This is a genomic window from Streptomyces sp. NBC_00178, assembly GCF_036206005.1.
Lineage (GTDB): Bacteria > Actinomycetota > Actinomycetes > Streptomycetales > Streptomycetaceae > Streptomyces.
Window position 1 is genome coordinate 6,570,187 of record NZ_CP108143.1, and the last position, 18,418, is coordinate 6,588,604.

Below are 18,418 nucleotides of genomic sequence, written 5' to 3' on the forward strand. Positions count from 1 at the left end.
GAGCCGCGTCCCGGCCGGAAGCGTGCCGTGTGGCCCGGCCCCGATCACTACGGCGCCCTTTCGACTGCCGCCGCCGCGGCACGCGCGACCCCGAGCTCGTCATTGGCGACGGTGCCATGGGCCTGTGGCGGGCGCTCGCCGAGGTGTTCCCGGCAGCCAGGCCGCAAAGGTGCTGGGTTCACAAAGCCCGCAACGTCACCAACTGCCTGCCCAAGTCCGCGCAGCCCGCCGCGACGAAGGCGATGCGGGAGATCTGCAACGCCGAGGACCGCACCCACGCCGAGAAGGCGATCGAAGCCTTCGCGAAGACCTACGGCGCCAAGTGGCCCAAGGCCGTCGCGAAGATCACCGAGGACCGGGACGGACTGCTCGCCTTCTACGATTTCCCCGCCGAGTACTGGATCCACCTGTGGACCACCAACCCCATCGAGTCGACCTTCTCCACGGTCAAACTCCGCACCAAGGTCACCCGCGGCGCAGGCAGCCCGGCGGCCGCCCTCGCGATGGTGTTCAAGCTGGTCGAATCCGCTCAGGCGCGATGGCGCGCGATCACCGGAGCCCACCTGGTGTCCCTCGTCCGCGCCGGTGCACGATTCGAGAACGGCGTCCTGGTCGAGCGCCAGGAGCAGGCCGCCTGACGCGAAAAGCAGGTGCACAGATCAGGTGCAACGATGCGACACTGCCTCTATGGCCAGGCCAGAGCTCTCCGAACTCGACTATCTGCGGGAGATCGAACGGCTCGCCAGGGCAGTCACCTCCGCAGCAGCTGGCGAGCATTGGTACGCCGGCGACACCGAAGATGAGGGGCCGCTCCAACGCTGTATCAACGCTCTGGGAAGGGCCCTGCTGCACTACCACTTCCCCCTAAGGGCTGTCCCGTAAATGATCTCAGGCTGGGCATGGACGTGGCTGATGGCCAGTCCGGCAAGGCGAGGTTGTGGAGGCGGGCGATGCCGAGCGTGGCGTGGTGGACGCCGGCACCCTGAGGCGGCAGTCGCGGAGAGTCTTCAAGGTCTTCATGCGGGCGAAGACGTGCTCGACGCGGGCGCGGACGTTTGTGGGACTTGTTGTGGGCCTGTTTCCAGTCGGGCAACTCTTCGCCTTTCCAAGGCCGAGCGCGAGGCTGGCCCGGCGAGATCGAGGGACTCAAAGTCAGCCTCGCCGGCGCCGAGGATAAGCTCGCGCAGATCGACCGGAAGTCCCAGAAGGCCACCATCAGCCTGGGCATGCCTACGACCAGGAGGGGGGACCTTGAGTAGCGACACACACCGAGAAGAGCCCGCCGGCGATCTGAGCACCTGGACGTTCGACCAGCTGCAGGCGTTCATCCATGATGCCTGCGGCCAGCAACTTGAGACGGCGCGCGTCGCCGCGCTGGGCCATGCTTACAACTCCAGCCATCCGCAGAAAGTCCGTCGCCAGTGGGCGAAACTGTCGTTGCTCGCGAGCCGACGCATGTTCGACCACGCCGACGGACGCGCTGCGCGCCTGGCTCAGCAGGAATTCATGCTCCGGATGTGGGTGATTGACCGTCTGGGCCCCGACGACACGGATACCGACTGGAGTCCCGAGGCGCTGGCGTGCGACACACTCGACGCATTGGCCTTCACGCCCCCACAGGCTGCTGGAATCGCCGAGAGCTGGCGCGACCTTCCCACCGAGCAGATCCGTGAACTGCGGCGACACAAGAACCTGACGGCTCACCTGGAAAGCCTGGTCGACTACCTGGCACCCGGCCCGGCCCGCGAGCAACTTCTCACCTGGACCGCAATCCGACTGCTCCTGCCTTGACCAGCCCCCTTAAGGGCAGTCCGTAAATGATCTTTACTTGAGGCGGTTGCAGTTGATCGTGGGGACATCTGTCTCTCTACCCTGCGAGGCTGATGTTGTGTAGGCGGGCGATGCCGAGCATGGCGTGGTGGACGCCGTCACCCTTCAGTCGGCAGTCCCGCAGGATCGTCCACGTTTTCATCCGTGCGAACGTGTGCTCGACGCGGGCGCGCACCTGTTTGTGCGAGCGGTTGTGCTCCTGCTTCCACCCGGCCAGATCCTCGTCGGCCTGGCGTCTATGCGGCATCACGAGCCCAGTGCCCGGATAGCCGCCGTCGGCCAATGTCGTGGTCTTGCCCACGGCGGACTGGGCCCCGGATTCCTCCCACGCCTTGCAGTCGTTACGGTTGCCCGGCAGCGGTCGGCCCACCACAACGACGAGCCGCGTATCAGCGTCGATAACGACCTGGTGGTTGGTGGAATACCGATAGTTCTTGGACTTTTCCGCGATCGTGTGGTCCCGGGTGGGCACCAAGGTGCCGTCCACGATGAGCACGGCATCCTTCGCGAAGCGCCGCCGAGGCTGGAGCGCCAGGAGCGGGCCCAGATGGTCGATGACCCGGTCAGCCGCCGACTTTGAGACCCCGAACAGCGGGCCAAGCTGGCGCAACGTCAAGTTCGTGCGCCAGTAGGACACGACGAGCAACACACGATCCTCCAGCGAGAGCTGCCAGGGCCGACCTCGGAGCGGCGCGTCGGCTCCCTCCCGGCGCAGCGCGGTCACCAACTTGCCGAGTGCTCGTGGCGTCAGCCCGGTGAATGGAGCTATCCAGGACGACTGCGACGCCGTGATCACACCAACCATGCGGTAGATCATTTCAGTTGCTGGCACGCCCCCCGCGACCGATCCTGAGCACCAGACAAACAAGGAGAACAGGATGGGGCTCGTGCTCTTCCCAGGAGACGACGATGTGACCAGCCCGGACATCTCCTGGTCCTACACTGGATTCAACATGTTCCGGGAGTGGCTGGCCCAGGCTGAGGGGTTCACCCTCTCTGAGATGCACGGATTCCATGGAGACCGCCCGTGGAGCAGCGACTCCACACCGCTGACACCACTACTCGACCATCCAGATGACGATGGTCCGGACCTCACGCCCGCTCAATGCGCGGCCATGCTGCCCCGGCTGGAGGCCATCATCGATGAGCGGCATCACGATGGCAGCGACCCCGCTCTCGCACGACGCATCGATGGCACCCGCCAACTGGTCACCGTCATGAAGTTCTGCCTGGACAGAGACGTTGAGATCATCTTCGGCTGATCACCAAACCGCGGGCGCCCACAACTTACGGGACAGCTCTTAGACGGGTGCCTGGAGGAGGAAGCGTAGCGCCCGCAGGTTCCCCTCGCCGCCGTGGCCCTCATCCGGCCCGAGGCTATGCCTATCGGCACCGACGAAACCTACCCGCATGCCTGTGCTCGACTGGGAGTGGAAGCACGCCCCGAAGGATGGGCGTTGTGGGACACCTGGGTCGACGGCAACGCGAAGGTCACCATGGTCGTCTCCGCCGTGGACACCACCGAGGGCCTCCTCACCAACTGGGCCAAGGGCAGAAATCTGCTCCCCGTCATGCCTCTGCCCTCCCAGATCGCCCAGGTCCACGCCGGCTGGACCGGTTGGGCGTCGATCTTTTCCCCCTACGGCAAGAGGAAACTCGGCCTCAACGGACAGCCGTGATCCGCAGGTATTGACAATTACTCAGGTCGCGGTCAGCTCGGCGTGCTCGACGTAGTGGATCGTCTTGAAGACGGTGAACAGCGTGTCGTCGTAACGCTCCAGCTTGGGCCGCTGATGGTTGGCGCACCACGCGTCCCGCCCCCACACCCGGAGAGTGGTTCCGTCCTCGCCTGGCGACGGCATCCGATTCCTGGCAGACGGCACCACGTCCTCACCGGACACCCTCATTGCTGCCCTGAATGCCTGGTGACGCCCTCTGGGGTGACTGAGGTGGCCGCGTGCCTGACTGAACGCCTTCACCATGCCGGCGCGCTGCCCGTTCGGCTCCTGCACGTGTCTGATATGCTTGACGGGTCAATTAAGTGTATTACCCCAGATCCTTCGAGAGAGGTGCTGTGTCGGTGGGCTACCCAGACCCTTCGCCTCACCGCACCAGTCACGGGGCTCAGGCCGCGGTCCGCGATTTTCGGCACCCAGAACTGCCGAATGCGCGCGCCGGCCGACGTCCTCTGCCGCATAGCGGTGCCCCACGCGGACTTCCGTTCACTACGTCGTCCAGAGACGTTGATCGCGAGTGAGATGGGATGACTTCGCGCGAACCCCAGCGATACGCCGACTATGTGACTGTGCGTCCATGCGGCGAATCACGGGCTTGCGGGCAAGGTGAACCCCGCCATGCCGTTCGCCGCAAGCCGACGTCCTGCCTCGAGTTCCGGCTCGTGGTCCGGAACGACGGCGGCTGTCCTACAAGCGGGTCCAGTCCGTCAAAGAGTCTTGGCTTTTCACTCTCCGAAGACCCAAACATACGGAAGAAGGTCGCATGTCCCAGAAGATTGATGTCGATGTTCCGGTGCTGATCGTCGGTGGAGGTGGAGCCGGCCTCACGTCGTCGATCCTGCTGTCCCGACTCGGAATCCGCTCGCTGCTGGTCACCCGATACCCGGACACCACTACGCTTCCCCGGGGCCACTACCTGAATCAGCGATCCATGGAAATATTGGCTGATATGGGCGTCGCTCCGGACATCAGGGCGAAGGCCACACCCTTGGAGAACATGAGAGGGGTCGCCTGGTACTCCGGACTCGCGGGCGGCGGTCCTGAGGACGGCCACGGTCGTCTGCTGGGGTTCTTGGAGTCCCTTGGCGCGGGACACGCAGACCCGGATCACATCGCAGCCAGCCCCGAGGCAGGCGCGAACCTCTCCCTGCTGCACACGGAACCGATACTGCGGAAGCACGCCGAGAGCTATCCCGAGGCTGCGGTACGGTTCCACCACGAACTCGTCGGAACTGAACAGGACGCCCACGGGGTCACTTCGACGATTCTGAATCGGAGCACGGGCGAGACGTACACTGTCCGCTCCGCCTATCTGCTCGGCGCAGACGCCGGACGCACCGTGGGTAATCTTGTCGGTGCCAAGGTGGCGACGCATGAACGTATGCGGAAGCTGGTGAGTCTGTATCTTGCCATGGACCTTTCGCAGTATCTCCCCGGCGACGATTCCATGATCACCTGGGTTTTCAACCCGGAGTTCCCCGAGCATCTGGAATACGGGGCGGTTCTCGTCCCCCAGGGGCCCACCCGATGGGGTCGGCACTCCGAGGAATGGACGCTGGCCGTTTCCAGGCCGGACCTGGACGGTTCGGAGACCGAGAAGATGCTGCGCTGGGCGAGCGAGGCACTCGGCCTTCCGGATATCGAAGCCAAGGTTCTCGGAGTGAGTGAGTGGAACCTCGAGCTGTTCCTGCTCGACGACTTCCGTGTCGGCCGGACATTCCTGCTCGGCGATGCCGCACACCGCTTGCCCCCCGCAGGCGGCCTCGGCCTCAACGGTGCGATCCAGGACGCCTACAACCTCTGCTGGAAGATTGCAGCCGTACTGGACGGACGGGCCGACGACGGCTTGCTGGACACGTACTCCGCCGAGCGCCACCCCGTTGCACAGCACAACATCGAGACCGCGAGCAAGGCTGTCGGTAATCAGGACTCGATGGCCTCGGCACTGGGACTTTCGACCAGCGAGAGCGCTGAGGACAACTGGGCGGCGCTGAGCAAGTTCTGGGACGACGACCTTCCCGGTGCGGCCGAGCGTCGGCACCGTTTCAACGAGTGGCTCGGGATGGCCACGCTGGAATTCAACCAGCACAACGTTGCCATGGGTTACTCCTACGACTCCGCAGCCATCGTCGGTGACGGAACCCCGCCGCCGGTATCACCCGACGAGATCCGTCTGTACCAGCCCAGCAGCAGGCCGGGCCATGCTCTGCCCCACGCTTGGGTCGAGCGCTCCAACGAGCGACTGGCCCTCCGCTCACTGATCCATGACGGACACTTCGCCCTCATCGCCGGAGAACAGGGCCAGGCTTGGGTCGAGGCGGCTGAAGACATCGCACGAACTCGGGGAATCCCGTTGCGGAGCGCACGGGTGGGACTTGGCAAGGTCGACCTCATCGATATCCGGTTGGCGTGGAAGCGCAGCCGCACCATCTCTGCTGAGGGCGCTCTCCTGATCCGTCCCGACGGCTACATCGCCTTTCGTTCGATCAACGCCGACGACGACCCGCTTGCGTGTCTCACGGCCGCCTTCGACCAAATCCTCCCTCGCCCCAGCAGCTGACCCCGGGCCGTGTCCTCTGACGGTCCGGCCTCGCGTCGAGGCTGAACGCGAGGCCGGACCGTCAGAGGCGCCGTCATCGAAGCACTGCCAGAGGACGTGACCGAAGGGGTGGTCTGGGCCTCCAGAGCGCCCCGTTCATGGACATGGTGGTGGCTACGTTCCCAGCAGCCCGCTAGACCATTTCCGTGACGGACGCGGCGGCTCGCGGGCCAGGGCGGGACATGGCGGTCGCGGAAGCCGAGCTAAGGGCTTGCAGATCATTAACACGTTGTTTTGATCTTGCTGTCCTCGCCGGTCTGTGCCTTGACACGGTCCTGAAGGGCGGCGAGGGCCGTGGGTGGGGTTGTCGCCGGTGGGGTGGTGATGCCGTGTGCCTCGAGCAGTCGCCGGTTCTTCAGGAGGGTGCGGTGCATCGCGGTGCGGCTGGAACCGAACAGTACGGCGAGGGGTTCCGCGGCCAGGGCGGCCCGTAGGTGGAGCACGGTGGCCAGGACCTGGTCGGCGAAGGCCAGCCGAGGTGGCCGACCGCGCCGGATATCCCCGTCCGGGGCCAGGGTCTCGGTGAGGTCGTTCAGTTGCCGGCGGGTCATTCCGGTCAGTGCTGGATCGGAGAGCAAGACCTGGTCCCACTCCGGATCCGGCGTCTGCGGGGCCCGGGCCGCCGGGATTACGGGTGAGGGGTGGGGGTGCAGTGCATAGTTCCAGGCGCCCTGGAACGCGTGCCGGGTCAGCGGCAGGGCGGCCATTTCCACGTCTTTGATGCGGACTCCGGTCGGGTAGGTGTTGGTGTCGAGTTCGGCTCTCACACGCAGTCCGGTGCGGGTGGTGGTCGCGGCGATCGACTGCACGATGACTTCGTGGCTGGTCAGCGGGCGGCCGCCCCAGTTCATGGTGATGTGCGAGAAGAGCCGGTGCTCGATCTTGTTCCACTTCGATGTGCCTGGTGGCAGGTGACACACGGTGATCGTCAGCCCTGTTTCAGCTGCGAGTTGGGCTAGCTCGAGCTTCCAGGACCGGGTGCGGTAGCCGTTGGATCCGCCAGCGTCGGCGGTGATCAGCAGCCGTGTCGCGCGCGGGTAGGCAGCCTGGCCCTGGCCGTGCCACCAGCGGCGGATCGATTCCACTGCGAACGCGGCGGTGTCGTGATCGGTGCCGACGTTGACCCAGCCGGTGTTCGCGGCCTGATCGTAGATGCCGTAGGGGACGGCTTTGCCCAGCTGGGGGTCGGGGAAGTCGTGGACGCTGTCCGGGACAGGCTCGCCGGCGGGACGCCACTGGCGGCCGCTGTTCTTGAAGTCGCCGACGAGCTCCTTCTTCTTGGTGTCCACGCTGATGACCGGCTGCCCGGCGTCCCGGTAGTTGCGGGCCTGCTCGTTGAGGTAGCGGAACTGGGTTTCCCGGTCCGGATGTTGACTGCCCTCGAGCGTCTTCGCGTTGGCCTGAAGACTGAAGCCTTCCTCCCGCAGCAGGTCGCCCACGGTATCGGCGCTGATCCGGTGCCCGGCCCGGGCCAGCCCCGCCGCGAGCGTACGGGTCGATTTCACCGTCCACCGCAGCGGCGACATCGGGTCGCCTCTCTCGTCGGGCTCGACCAGCGCCAGCAGTGCCGGCCGCAGCCCCGGATCCAGATCGGCGACCCGCTTGCGTCCTCCGCCGGGACGTCGGACCCGCCCCAACGGCTCCTCTCCCGATTCCAACTCGAACACGCCATTGCGGACCGTCGTCTCGCTGACCTGGGCCGCCCGAGCGACAGCGCGGATGCCACCATGCCCCAGCAGTCGGGCCTCGGTTCCCATCAGCAGCCGTCGCTGCCGCTCGTCCAGATGTGGGAACAACACCGCGAACTTCGCGGAAAGTTGGTCACGGGTCTCATCCGGGATGCGCATACCAGACCAACGAGCCCCAGGCCAGGAAGCAACACCTTGATGATCTGCAATCCCTAAGGGCTGTCCCGTAATCCCCGGCGGGCGCGCGACGACAGCTACGGCGCCTCGCCGCGTTGTCGGAACGCCCGAATACACCCAGTATGCGGACGTCCCTCCGCCTTGCGATGCACCGCATCTGACGCCGCGCGCTGATCCACCAGGGATTACGGGACAGCCCTTAGAGGTCATCTCATTTGGTTGACTCGCTATTCTGTGAGTCATGGTGGGGATCGTTGAGCGTCTTGTGCCGGACGAGTTGTGGGAGTTGTTCCAGCGGGTGGTGCCGGAGGCGCCGTCGCGGCCGCAGGGCGGTGGTCGGCGTCGGCACGGTGACCGGGAAGTGCTGGCCGCGATCGTCTTCGTGGCTACGTCGGGTTGCACCTGGTTGCAGCTGCCTTCGGCGTCGTTCGGCCCGTCCGGAGCGACCGCCCACCGGCGGTTCGCGGAGTGGTCGAAGGCCAGGGTGTGGGCCAAGCTGCACCGTCTGGTCCTCGACGAACTCGGTGCCCGCGGCGAGCTGGACTGGTCGCGTTGCGCGATCGACTCGGTGAACATGCGGGCCCTGAAAAAGGGGACCTGACAGGTCCGAATCCTGTCGACAGGGGCAAGTACGGCTCGAAGATCCACCTGATCACGGAACGGTCCGGTCTGCCCATATCCGTCGGCATTTCCGGGGCCAACGTGCACGACAGCCAGGCCCTGATCCCGCTCGTGAAGGGCATACCGCCGATCCGCTCACGCCGCGGCCGGCGACGGCGCAACCCCGGCAAACTCCACGCCGACAAGGGCTACGACTACGCCCACCTGCGGCGATGGTTACGTGAGCGCGGCATCACCCACCGCATCGCCCGCAAGGGGGTCGAGTCCTCGCAACGGCTGGGCCGCCACCGCTGGACCGTGGAACGCACCATGGCCTGGCTCGCCGGCTGCCGCCGCCTCCACCGACGCTACGAACGCAAAGCCGACCACTTCCTCGCCTTCACCAGCATCGCCTGCACCCTCATCTGCTACCGCAGACTCGCCAAATGAGATGTCTTCTAAGGGCTGTCCCGTAATCCCCGGTGGGCGCGCGACGACAGCTACGGCGCCTCGCCGCGTTGTCGGAACGCCCGAATACACCCAGTATGCGGATGTCCCTCCGCCTTGCGATGCACCGCATCTGACGCCGCGCGCTGATCCACCAGGGATTACGGGACAGCCCTTAGAGGTCCTAACAGAGGCGTTGGACGTGGCGGTTGGTGATGAGGCAGGTCGCGAGGCCGAGGAATGCTTCGTGGATGTCGTCGCGTCGTTCCCACCGGATGCGGAGGCGTCGGAAGCCGTGGAACCAGGCGATCGTGCGTTCGACAACCCAGCGATGGACTCCGAGGCCGGAGCCGTGCGCTACTCCGCGGCGGGCGATGACCGGCTTGATGCCCTGAGCCCAGACCAGACGGCGGTACTTGTCGTGGTCATAGCCGCGGTCACCGAGCAGGACGTCAGGGCGCCGACGTGGCCTTCCCACGAGCCCTGGGACCGACGGGATCTTGGCGAGCAGGGGCATCAGCTGGGTGACGTCGTTGCGGTTTCCGCCGGTCAGGGACACCGCGAGCGGGATGCCCTGGCCGTCGACGAGGATGTGGTGCTTGCTGCCCGGCCGCGCGCGGTCGACCGGGCTGGGACCGCTTTTGGGCCGCGCCGAGCTGCCCGGACGTGGGAAGAGTCGATCACCGCCCGCGACCAGTCGAGCTGTTTCGCCGCTCGCAGCCTGGCCAGCAGCACGACGTGGAGCCGGTCCCAGACGCCGGCCTCATTCCAGGCAGCGAGCCGGCGCCAGCACGTCATGCCTGAACCGAAGCCCAGCTCCTGCGGCAGGTACTCCCACTGGATCCCGGTATGCAGCACGAACAGGATCCCGCAGAGCGCTTGACGGTCAGGAACTCTCGGCCTGCCGGGCACCAGCTTCGGCGCCGGAACAGGCAACAACGGCTCTATCAGCGACCACAGTTCATCCGAGACGATCCACGGACGCGACTCTCTCTTCCCCACGAACAGCCCAACGAGCAACCAAGCCGACAGTCACATCATCTGAGGCTTCTGTTAGGACCTCTTAGTCAGGCAAGGTCGTTCCGAGCGCGGAGGAGCGCCACGATGGATGGTGGCGCTCCTCCGCGTCGCGCGATGGTCAGCCGCGGTTCGCGCTCTTCGGCAGTCCGCCTCGGAAGTCGCAGCCGCAGCAAACATCTTCGCCCTGGATATGGCCCTCGTACCAGCCGTGGACCGATCTGCGGGTCGTCGAGCAGATCATCGCGGGCTATCCCGAGACGATCACCGAAGAACTCCGGATCTGGGTGAAAGTCATGCGCTGCGAGGGCCGTCGGGAACACAAAGCCCGCAGCTACCACAACATCCGCCGGTACTTCCATCCTGTCGGAGCGATCCTGGACAGCTGGGCGACCCACGTCATCAGCCTGCGGGAGATCACCAATCAGGGCGTCAAGGAAGCGATCAACACTTGGCAGGGCAATGCCGCAGGGCCCGGAACAGGTTCCGCAACACGATGTGGATCAGGCGACCGGGACCGCTCCGAAGCATGGGAGTGATGTCGTGGCGCGGCGCGGACGTGCCGGTGGTGCCGGGTCCGTAAAACGTTCCCGGCCGGGCCGGCCCTCGGCGCGAGCGGGGCGGGTGGTCCATGTGCGGCGGTTCATGTGCTGCGCTGGTCGTGGGTGTGCTGGCGGAGCTGGTCGGTGTGCTGGGTCAGGGCCTCGATGCGTTCGGTGAGGCCTGTGTCCTCCGGTTGCAGGTGGGTCCGGAAGCCGGTCAGGGACCCTACGAGGCGGGCGGCATTACTGTCAGCGAGGGCCAGGTTCAGGTCGCTGACCGCTTCCGCGGCGCTGTCGGGGAGGTTGGTGAGGGCGGTGATCTGTGCGGCGAGGCGGCGGAGGTCGGCGGCGTTGTCGCGGGCCCAGGCGGTGACGGTGCGGTCGGCGGCGCGGGTGTCGCGGGTGGCCTGGACGCGTTCCTCTCCGGTGCTCCCGGCTGCGCCGGGGCGCAGCCTCAGGTAGCGGCGTTCGGCGGCCTGGCGGCTGGCGACCCCGATTGGCTCGGCGAGCTCGGCCCAGCTTGCGCCCTGTCCGCGGGCGGTTTCGATCAGTGCGCTCTCCCAGCCCGCGAGCTCCTCGCGGACCTTGCGCAGCATCAGCAGCGCGGCCAGTGCCGGGTGCGGGCCGGAGTCGGGCGGGTGCGGCGTCGCGGCTGTGGGTGCCTGCGCGTCGGGCACGGACTGGTTGATGGCCTCCAGAGCGGCTGCGACGGCCGGGAAGGGGATGGGTGTACCCGGTGAGGCGGTTTCGTTCACGGGACCCTCCGTCGCGATGTCATCCTCCCGACGACGCTGTGAATCGCTGGCGGGCGCGCGACGACAGCTACGCCGCCTCGCCGACTTCCAGGTTGTTGCAACGAATCAGAGGGTGGCAGCGCTCAGCACGATCAGAGCGACGGAGGTCATGGTGAGGACCACTGCCGGAAGCGCGCCTCTGCGGTCGCCGACGCGAAGGTGGAGTGCGGTCGCCCCGGTGAAGTACAGCGTTAGGCCGACCGCGGCGGCGATTCCGACGGGCCCCCACCGGAGTCCGGCGATCACACCGGCCGCGCCCGCGATCTGGGCACCGATCAGGAAGGTCATCATGCTCGGCGGCACGCCGAGGGTGGTCATCTGCTCGGTGATGTGCCGGGTCCGCAGCGACTTGGCTCCGGCTGATGAGAGGAGAACCGCCGATATGAACACGGTGACGACAGCAAGGGAGACGAACACGGCAGAAACCTCAATCATGCGAGATGCGGTATGGGCGTGCGCACATCGATGACGATAGGCGGCCGTCAGGTACCTCCAGGTAACCTTCTCGGCATGACCCTGCGACCCGGAACCGCCTTCCTGGGCCGACTGCCCTGCTCTCCTCGCCATGGAGATCATCGCCAGCAAGTGGTCCATGGTCACGGTCTTCGCGCTGACCGATGGCCCGCTGCGCCACGGCGAGTTGGTCGAACTGAGCGGCGGCATCTCGCGCAAGGTACTGACCCAGACGCTGCGCCGACTCCAGGCCAACGGTCTCGTCGAGCGGCGCGCGTACGCCGAGGCTCCGCCACGTGTGGAGTACGGCCTGACCGACCTCGGGCGAACCCTGGAGGAGCCCATCAGGATCCTCACCGCGTGGGCGCGGGAGAATGGCGAGGCGGTCGTCACCTTCCGGGAAGCAGCGGAGGCGGCCAGGACCATGGAGGCAGCCCAGGCGACGTCGGTGAAGACCCGCTCTGTCGATTAACGAGTTGGTGTGTGATAGCGGGTGGGTCGTCGGTGCCGCCAGGTTGCATGGTCCGGCTGTGGCGATCATGGTCGATCGGGCGGTCCTGGAGCATCGGCTGTTCACTGGGATCTCGCGGCATCATCTGGTCTGCCTGATCGGTGAGTTGGCCGTCTAGCAGGCCGGTGGCGAAGGCCGCCGCCATGCTGCACGAGACGGGTTCAGGAAGCGACGTTCGTGTCGGGCAAGAAGAAGCAGAACGCCATGAATGGCACCGTGGTTGCCGACCGGCGGGGCTGCCCGCTATGGACCGATGCCTTGCGACCTGGACCGCCCTCGCCGACCACCAGCGCTGGAAACCACTGACGCGCTGGACTGTACCCACCGCCGCGACCGCATGCCCGACACCTACCCTGCTATCACCGGTCTAACGGGGTAGTTCGTGCAGCGCAACCGGCACCAGCGGGTGCCGGGGGAGAGGGCTGGGACGAGAGCGTGGGGAAGAGTGCGTGGCCGTGCGGATGTGCGTGGATCTGGGGTTATGTCGAACGCCCCACGCGTGCGTGGGGCGCTCGGTGGCGCTTGCCGACCACGGGGGAGGGATGGGCAGGCGCCTGGACGGGTAGCGACCGGGGGACGGTGTCGTGGGTGCGCTACCCGTGGTTTTCGCAAGCGGCCGCTGCACGGTTCGCTTGACTGTGCAGTTTTTATTCTGGGCTCGCCTGCTGTCAAGCTCATGGGGCCGTGCTGGACCCGGTTCTGCAGCAACGACCGGCGAGGGCCTCGTGTCGCACAGGCCGATCGGGTGCAGATTGCTCGATTGAGCGCTGTGATGTACTGCTTGATCATGGCTGGAGGGGTGAGACCGCGTGTCGGTCTCACCCCTCCAGCCTTGCTTTGTGGCGCGCTGTGGGCGGGCCCATCGTCCTCCTGTGTTCGGGTGGGTGTGTGTTTGGTGGTGCGTGTGGGTGGGTTTACCAGGCGCTTGCGCCGCCGTCGACGGGGTAGTTGGCGCCGGTGATGAAGGATGCCCGGTCGGAGGCGAGGAAGGCGGCGAGTTCGACGATTTCCTCGGGCTGCGCGAAGCGCTTGAGGAGGACCTTGCTGGTGACGGCGTCCCGCATGGCCTGGTTGTCGCCGAGGTCCCGGTCACTTGCGGGGGTCAGGACCGGGCCCGGGCTGATGGCTACGGCGCGGATTCCGTGGGGTGCGCCCTCGAGTGCGAGCTGTCGTGTCATTCCGATGACGCCGGCGTTGGTCGCGGTGTGGGCGACCATGGGGGGAGTGGAGCCCGCGATCAGCCCGGCCTCCGATGCGACGTTGATGATGACCCCGCCACCGCGCTGGACGAGGTGGGGCCAGGTGTACTTCGATACGAAGAAGGGGATGTCGAGTTCCCCGGCTTCCGTCGCGCGCCAGTCCTCGATGGAGAAGTCGGGCATTGCGCCGAAGCGCATCATGGCCGCGTTGTTGTAGACGGCATCGAGCCCGCCGTAGGCAGCTGCGGCCTCGTCGGCCATCCGGTGCACCTGGTCCGCGTCGGTGAGGTCGACCGGCGCGATGCTCGTCATCTCGCCGCCGGCCTCGCGTACGAGGTCGGCCGTTTCCGCGTTCTCGGCGGCGTGGATGTCGACGCCGACGATCTTCGCCCCCTCTCGGGCGAAGATCAGAGCGGCGACGCGACCCATACCTCCGCCGGTGCCCGTGACGAGTACTACCTTGCCGTCGAGTATTCCCATGACCTTGTCTCCTGCTTCTGGATCTGTCAGCCGAAATTTGCTTGACGAGGCAAGCATGCTCCTGCCTCTGACAAACGTCAAGCGCCGATCTGACAAGCGTCAAGTGCGTCGCTTATGCTTCTCACAGGCGCGGGCGATCGGCGGGGAAGGCTGCGGCACCGTGGCAGCGGTGATCCGGGGGAGTGGCGACGGCAGGCATATGGCTGTGAACGGATTGGTGGAGAAGTGGTCGACGGGAATCGCAGGGCCGCGAAGTCGCCGGCGCGAGGCAAGTACGCCCCTGCGCAGCTGGACGAGGGTGAGATCCTCCGGCGCGGGCTCGACACTTTCGCCGAGCTCGGCTACGCCGCGACCACGGTGCGGGAGCTTGCTCGGCGCCTTGAGGTCAGCCACAACTTCATCAATGACCGCTATGGGTCAAAAGACAACTTCTGGCGCACTGTCGTGGACTTCGCGATGCGGGACGATCAGGACGATTTCGATCATCAGTTGGCCAAGTCAGGCGACGACGACGAGCACCTGACCGGAGTGATCGTTCAGCTCTACCGCCGATCAGCGAACGCCTCGGCAAAAAACCGGCTGCTGGCCGACGAATCCACACGCGACTCCGACCGCTTGGACTACCTGCATCAGCGGTTCATCCAACCGTTCTGGGACAGCATCGAGCCCGCCATCAACAACCTCATAGCCGTAGGCCGCATCCCGCGAGTCCCGCCGCACGTCCTGTACACCGCCATCACCGGACCCGCGCTGGCCCTCGCCCAGGCCCCCGTCGCCGACCGCCTCAACCCCACTGCCGCACCGGTAGCGCAGCAGGATCGCAACGACATGGCCGATACACTCTCCAGCCTCGTCATCCATGGCCTGCTCCGCCCGTGCGGGCAGTGAACGGCGTGCGCTGCAGCAGAGTCGCATCACTTTGAGGTCGGGTACTGCGACCGCGTCAACAGCGGTCGAGATATCCAACGTCATCGAGTGCCAAGGCGGACTGCGTGGCAGCTCTGCCCGCTCGTCGTGCTGCCGGAACTCCGTACTCGAGATGCCCGTACGGGCTTCGGCCGGCAGTCGCACAGGGGCCGTGCCGCCCTGTTTCCCCTGCGACTCGCCCGTCCGGCAGGGCGCGCTGCCGCGCCACCCAAGCCTCGGTATCCGATGACACCAGGGCGCGTCATGCATGCTGTCGAAACTCGATTCTGGCGCACATTCCGTGGTGACGGACCATTGAGCACTGCGTCGGCTCGGCGAAGGCAGGACACCAGCAGGCCAGAGGGTCGGCCCCGACGTGGGCACGAGTGGGGACGGCGCCCCATCACGGAAGCGTGCCAGAGCCGAACTCGTGAACACTTCGGCCCGGCCCCAGTCCTCTGTGCCTCCCAAGCAGGTGTCGAAGTGCTGCCGTTCTCGCGTACAGAGCCAAAGCGACCCGTGGTGGCGGTGACGCCACGCCGGCGGCCGCCCCCGGCGTGCGCACGCCGCCCTTGAGCGCATCCGGGCGAGGTGGGTGTGCGGCGCGCGGGAGCGCCACCGGATGGGCGTGGGGGTGGTGTTCAGCCTGATGCGCAGGTTGTGATGCGGTGGGTCTGCGCTGGTTCGGGTTGCGGCCGGCGCACCTTGGGTCGTGGGGTCAGCACGGGCTCCTCCAAATCCCCCCGGTATCGGGCGTATCGATTTCTGTGACGAGTCGGGAGTTCCACCGTGCTCGGCGGTCCTTCCCCTTCCGCTGCACGTTCAGGGTGTGACGCATATCAACTCTCCGCTGAGTAGCGGATCTTGAATGCCCGACAGATACTTGTCAGGTCAAGCAGATGGGTTCGTCGCGGTGGAGTGATTCACCGAGGGCGACCTGCTGCCAAGTTCGTGCGCTAAGGAGCACACACATGACCATGCGCAAGCGTCTCGCCGGCACCGCTGTCGCCCTCTCGGGAGCCGCCCTGCTCGTCGGCGCCGCAGCCGCCCAGCCCGCCACGGCCGCCACGGTTCCCTGGGGTCAGGCCAACTTCTACACGGGGAAGGACTTCACCGGCACGGTGTACCCCATCCCCGCCACCGACACCCACTGCACGAACCTGTCGGAGCCGGCCCTTTCCGTGGCCAACTTCAAGTACGCCTCCGTCACGGTCTTCTTCGGAGAGGACTGCACCCAGCCCTACGGGAACGTCACCGGCCTGCACCAGGCCAACCTGCCGGCCCCGGTGAAGAGCTACTACGTCGTTCCCTCTTGGTCCTAGCCCTCCTGGCAAGACCCTGCCCTCCACCTGAGGCCGTCAAGGCGCGGCACCGTCACCAACGCAGGACCCGGAACGGACTGAGGGCGATGGTGCGCATCGGCGCGTAGTGCGCCTGGGCCCCGAATTTGTGGCAGCAGCTCTGCGCTCGGCCTGCCGCGCAAGCGGTGTGTCGGCAGTGCTGAGACTTCTGAGAGGTGTCGCGCCGCATTTGCCGTCCTCTCCGGCCGGGCGATCCCTGACCCGCAGCCGTGGTGAGCGCCTTGGCCTTCACCACGGCAGGCGGCGCGATATCGGGACTGCCGGACCGCATGTGGTGTGCAGAGCGGGCGGTGAGCCTGCCCCACTACCGGACGTGCGGGGTCGGACGACCGCTCCCCGCGTGTGGAAGCATGGTTACCGACGGAGGGGGCGCGCGATTCCCGGGTTGGTGAACGCCCGGAGGAAGGGCCCGGCCTCGCCCTGGCTGCGCAGCCCGTCGCCCCGGCCCTGAGCGCAGCGTGCTCGAGGTGCGCCGGGATTCGGGGCCGCCGTACTCCTGGCGCGCGGTCCGGCCAGCGCTCGGGCGCAAGGGGCCAGGCCAGCCGCATCTGTTGAGTCAGCGACGTGAGCGCAGCGCCATGAGCTAGCGGAGCCGCCGGCGGTCTGTCGAGCCGCAACCCCCGGCGCCCACCCTCTCGGGTTGACATCTGTCAAGCAGCAGCTAATGTTTGTCATGGCAAGTATTTAGAGGTGTGGTCTCCCCTCAGGCGGTGCCGCCGGATCTTCGCGCGCACCCTCTCGTCCCGCGCGATGCCGCGCAGCAGAAGGTGCGGCTGTGGAGCACGTCCGCCGACGACGCCTCTGTCGGCGGCGAGTGTGCTGATCATGGCCTCGAGTTCATGCCGCCATAGCAGGGTGGGATACACCACGGCATGCCCCTAATGGGCGGCTTGCCGTACTTCTTGAGGAGACTAGAAGTGCCTACACTCCGGCGTTTGCGAGGAGGTCTCGTCGGCTGACAGCCAGGGAGCGGCATATCTGGCGCTCCTGCACCCAGGTCACCACTCTGCTCGCCTGGCACCTCGATCGCCATACCCGCGGCAGCGCCGGGGTACCGCACCTCTACTACGACTTGCTTGTCACGCTGGCCGAGTCCCCGCAGGAGCGAAAGCGGATGGCAGGCCTGGCCAGGGATATGAGGATGACACCCCCTCGTCTCACGCGGGCGGTCGAACGTCTGGAGAAAAAGGGCTGGGTGCGCCGCGAGAATCTGCCCTCCGGCAAGCGAAAGGTGTTCGCGATTCTGACCGATGAGGGCCAGGCGACAGTCGACGAAGCCGCTCCGGGGCACGCGCGTGCTGTACGCGAGGCGGTCCTGGACAGGCTCACTCCGCAACAGGCCGAATCCTTTGCCGAGATCATGCAGATCATCGCCGAGGGACTTGAGCCGGAGTGATGCGCGCCGACCAGCTCTGACGCTCCTGCGGTGTCGCCCTGAATCCCAGCCGCTCGCGGTGTCGGGCTGTCCGGATCACTGCGCCTCGGATGAACAGGGCGCTCTCGACGTCGATGGTGGTGAACTCCAGGTCGCCGTTCACGCGGGATCTGCGGAAGATCTGCCAGGACTTCAGTCGTGCCATGCCTCGTTCGACGGGTGACCGGCTGCAGACAGGGTCCGGTTCGCGGTCTGTTCGGTGGTGGTGAGTTCGCCGCCTGGCGGGCGGCGCTTGGCGGTGGTGACCCAGTCGCCGGCACCGATGTAGGCCATGTCGGCCAGGATCGGGACGCCCTGCCGTTCCAGATCCGAAGGATCTTGTGGGTGCGGGCTGCCGTCGGATCGTGGGTCCGGCCCGGCAGGGCAGGCGACAGCCAGAGGATGTCCCCGCTGGGGTCTGTGACGACCTGCACGTTCACCCCGTGCCGCTTGTGCTTCGAGGAGTAGTCGGCCCTGCCGTCACCGACGCGGTCGCACCCCGCGAGCGTGCCGTCCAGGAGAACGAAGTCCGGATCGTGTGTGCGTAGCGTCTTCAGCAGGCCCGGTGCCCCCGCTCGGCGAGCAGCGCGGTGACCGCGGTGACGTAGGCGTGAGCGGTGGGCCGAGATTTGAAACCGTGGCTGACCGGGCTCGCGCCGGGCCC

At 66.5% G+C, this 18,418-nt stretch carries 17 protein-coding genes and 3 pseudogenes; 11 read left to right on the top strand and 9 right to left on the bottom strand.

Features of this window, described 5'->3' with window-relative positions:
• Positions 1 to 65 precede the first annotated feature (65 nt).
• Positions 66 to 638 (top strand): annotated as a pseudogene (locus tag OHT61_RS28720) (transposase); the annotation flags it as partial.
• A gap of 49 nt (positions 639 to 687) precedes the next feature.
• Complete coding sequence (locus OHT61_RS28725; RefSeq protein WP_329043462.1) at positions 688 to 882, top strand: hypothetical protein; 195 nt, start codon at positions 688 to 690, stop codon at positions 880 to 882.
• Here the strand turns inward: OHT61_RS28725 and OHT61_RS32590 are convergent.
• Positions 824 to 1,102: pseudogene (locus OHT61_RS32590) on the bottom strand (hypothetical protein); the annotation flags it as partial. The gene OHT61_RS28725 and the pseudogene OHT61_RS32590 overlap by 59 nt on opposite strands.
• 149 nt (positions 1,103 to 1,251) lie before the next feature.
• On the opposite strand from OHT61_RS32590, the gene OHT61_RS28735 reads away from it, so the two are divergent.
• Positions 1,252 to 1,791 carry a hypothetical protein gene (locus OHT61_RS28735; protein WP_329042198.1) on the top strand — a complete coding sequence of 180 codons (540 nt, stop codon included), beginning with the start codon at positions 1,252 to 1,254 and terminating at the stop codon, positions 1,789 to 1,791.
• 76 nt (positions 1,792 to 1,867) lie between these two features.
• Here OHT61_RS28735 and OHT61_RS28740 read toward each other — a convergent pair whose 3' ends face one another.
• Positions 1,868 to 2,635, bottom strand: a complete 768-nt coding sequence (locus tag OHT61_RS28740; RefSeq protein WP_329042200.1) for a transposase — start codon at positions 2,633 to 2,635, stop codon at positions 1,868 to 1,870.
• Between the two features lie 73 nt (positions 2,636 to 2,708).
• Here OHT61_RS28740 and OHT61_RS28745 point away from each other — a divergent pair, with 73 nt between their 5' ends.
• Complete coding sequence (locus OHT61_RS28745) at positions 2,709 to 3,092, top strand: hypothetical protein (RefSeq protein ID WP_329042202.1); 384 nt, start codon at positions 2,709 to 2,711, stop codon at positions 3,090 to 3,092.
• Between the two features lie 93 nt (positions 3,093 to 3,185).
• Positions 3,186 to 3,509: a hypothetical protein gene (locus OHT61_RS28750; protein WP_329042204.1), complete on the top strand. Its 324-nt coding sequence runs from the start codon at positions 3,186 to 3,188 to the stop codon at positions 3,507 to 3,509.
• A 21-nt stretch (positions 3,510 to 3,530) separates the two neighbouring features.
• Here OHT61_RS28750 and OHT61_RS28755 read toward each other — a convergent pair whose 3' ends face one another.
• The gene (locus OHT61_RS28755) at positions 3,531 to 3,692 is read right to left on the bottom strand and encodes a hypothetical protein (RefSeq protein WP_329043464.1); all 162 of its coding nucleotides are present in this window, start codon (positions 3,690 to 3,692) and stop codon (positions 3,531 to 3,533) included.
• Positions 3,693 to 4,329: 637 nt separating this feature from the next.
• Here OHT61_RS28755 and OHT61_RS28760 point away from each other — a divergent pair.
• Positions 4,330 to 6,126, top strand: coding sequence for an FAD-dependent monooxygenase (locus OHT61_RS28760; protein ID WP_329042205.1), 1,797 nt, complete (start codon positions 4,330 to 4,332; stop codon positions 6,124 to 6,126).
• Positions 6,127 to 6,386: 260 nt separating this feature from the next.
• Here OHT61_RS28760 and OHT61_RS28765 read toward each other — a convergent pair whose 3' ends face one another.
• Entirely contained in the window at positions 6,387 to 8,012 is a 1,626-nt protein-coding gene (locus tag OHT61_RS28765; RefSeq protein ID WP_329042206.1) for an ISAzo13 family transposase, read from the bottom strand.
• A gap of 259 nt (positions 8,013 to 8,271) precedes the next feature.
• On the opposite strand from OHT61_RS28765, the gene OHT61_RS28770 reads away from it, so the two are divergent.
• A protein-coding gene (locus OHT61_RS28770; protein WP_443049566.1) for an IS5 family transposase occupies positions 8,272 to 9,080 on the top strand; the annotation gives its coding sequence in 2 pieces (ribosomal slippage) (positions 8,272 to 8,620 and positions 8,620 to 9,080; 810 coding nt in all).
• Between the two features lie 181 nt (positions 9,081 to 9,261).
• Here the strand turns inward: OHT61_RS28770 and OHT61_RS28775 are convergent.
• The 3 genes from OHT61_RS28775 to OHT61_RS28785 form a co-directional block, all read right to left on the bottom strand.
• Positions 9,262 to 10,052, bottom strand: a protein-coding gene (locus OHT61_RS28775) for an IS5 family transposase (RefSeq protein ID WP_443049636.1) whose coding sequence is annotated in 2 segments (ribosomal slippage) — positions 9,262 to 9,722 and positions 9,722 to 10,052 — 792 coding nt in all. Because the reading frame shifts where the segments join, the coding sequence is not laid out codon by codon here.
• 685 nt (positions 10,053 to 10,737) lie between these two features.
• Positions 10,738 to 11,391 (bottom strand): HSP18 transcriptional regulator, encoded by a 654-nt coding sequence (locus tag OHT61_RS28780; protein ID WP_329042208.1) that lies wholly within the window; start codon positions 11,389 to 11,391, stop codon positions 10,738 to 10,740.
• Between the two features lie 105 nt (positions 11,392 to 11,496).
• Positions 11,497 to 11,865, bottom strand: a complete 369-nt coding sequence (locus tag OHT61_RS28785; protein WP_329042209.1) for a DoxX family protein — start codon at positions 11,863 to 11,865, stop codon at positions 11,497 to 11,499.
• 130 nt (positions 11,866 to 11,995) lie between these two features.
• Here OHT61_RS28785 and OHT61_RS28790 point away from each other — a divergent pair, with 130 nt between their 5' ends.
• Positions 11,996 to 12,355, top strand: a complete 360-nt coding sequence (locus OHT61_RS28790; RefSeq protein WP_329042211.1) for a winged helix-turn-helix transcriptional regulator — start codon at positions 11,996 to 11,998, stop codon at positions 12,353 to 12,355.
• Positions 12,356 to 13,308: 953 nt separating this feature from the next.
• Here OHT61_RS28790 and OHT61_RS28795 read toward each other — a convergent pair.
• Positions 13,309 to 14,073 carry an SDR family NAD(P)-dependent oxidoreductase gene (locus OHT61_RS28795; RefSeq protein WP_329042212.1) on the bottom strand — a complete coding sequence of 255 codons (765 nt, stop codon included), beginning with the start codon at positions 14,071 to 14,073 and terminating at the stop codon, positions 13,309 to 13,311.
• 225 nt (positions 14,074 to 14,298) lie between these two features.
• Here OHT61_RS28795 and OHT61_RS28800 point away from each other — a divergent pair, with 225 nt between their 5' ends.
• The 3 genes from OHT61_RS28800 (at position 14,299) to OHT61_RS28810 (ending at position 17,736) form a co-directional block, all read left to right on the top strand.
• Positions 14,299 to 14,961, top strand: a complete 663-nt coding sequence (locus OHT61_RS28800) for a TetR/AcrR family transcriptional regulator (protein WP_329042213.1) — start codon at positions 14,299 to 14,301, stop codon at positions 14,959 to 14,961.
• Between the two features lie 989 nt (positions 14,962 to 15,950).
• Complete coding sequence (locus tag OHT61_RS28805) at positions 15,951 to 16,301, top strand: hypothetical protein (RefSeq protein WP_329042215.1); 351 nt, start codon at positions 15,951 to 15,953, stop codon at positions 16,299 to 16,301.
• Positions 16,302 to 17,346: 1,045 nt separating this feature from the next.
• The gene (locus tag OHT61_RS28810) at positions 17,347 to 17,736 is read left to right on the top strand and encodes a MarR family winged helix-turn-helix transcriptional regulator (RefSeq protein WP_329043418.1); all 390 of its coding nucleotides are present in this window, start codon (positions 17,347 to 17,349) and stop codon (positions 17,734 to 17,736) included.
• A gap of 136 nt (positions 17,737 to 17,872) precedes the next feature.
• Here the strand turns inward: OHT61_RS28810 and OHT61_RS28815 are convergent.
• A pseudogene (locus OHT61_RS28815) lies at positions 17,873 to 18,391 on the bottom strand (HARBI1 family protein); the annotation flags it as partial.
• Positions 18,392 to 18,418: the final 27 nt, after the last annotated feature.

Coding starts and splice junctions, on each gene's coding strand:
- OHT61_RS28725 (WP_329043462.1), top strand. CDS start 688: ATGGCCAGGCCAGAGCTCTCCGAACTCGACTATCTGCGGGAGATCGAA.
- OHT61_RS28740 (WP_329042200.1), bottom strand. CDS start 2,635: ATGGTTGGTGTGATCACGGCGTCGCAGTCGTCCTGGATAGCTCCATTC.
- OHT61_RS28745 (WP_329042202.1), top strand. CDS start 2,709: ATGGGGCTCGTGCTCTTCCCAGGAGACGACGATGTGACCAGCCCGGAC.
- OHT61_RS28755 (WP_329043464.1), bottom strand. CDS start 3,692: ATGCCGTCGCCAGGCGAGGACGGAACCACTCTCCGGGTGTGGGGGCGG.
- OHT61_RS28760 (WP_329042205.1), top strand. CDS start 4,330: ATGTCCCAGAAGATTGATGTCGATGTTCCGGTGCTGATCGTCGGTGGA.
- OHT61_RS28765 (WP_329042206.1), bottom strand. CDS start 8,012: ATGCGCATCCCGGATGAGACCCGTGACCAACTTTCCGCGAAGTTCGCG.
- OHT61_RS28785 (WP_329042209.1), bottom strand. CDS start 11,865: ATGATTGAGGTTTCTGCCGTGTTCGTCTCCCTTGCTGTCGTCACCGTG.
- OHT61_RS28790 (WP_329042211.1), top strand. CDS start 11,996: ATGGAGATCATCGCCAGCAAGTGGTCCATGGTCACGGTCTTCGCGCTG.
- OHT61_RS28795 (WP_329042212.1), bottom strand. CDS start 14,073: ATGGGAATACTCGACGGCAAGGTAGTACTCGTCACGGGCACCGGCGGA.
- OHT61_RS28805 (WP_329042215.1), top strand. CDS start 15,951: ATGACCATGCGCAAGCGTCTCGCCGGCACCGCTGTCGCCCTCTCGGGA.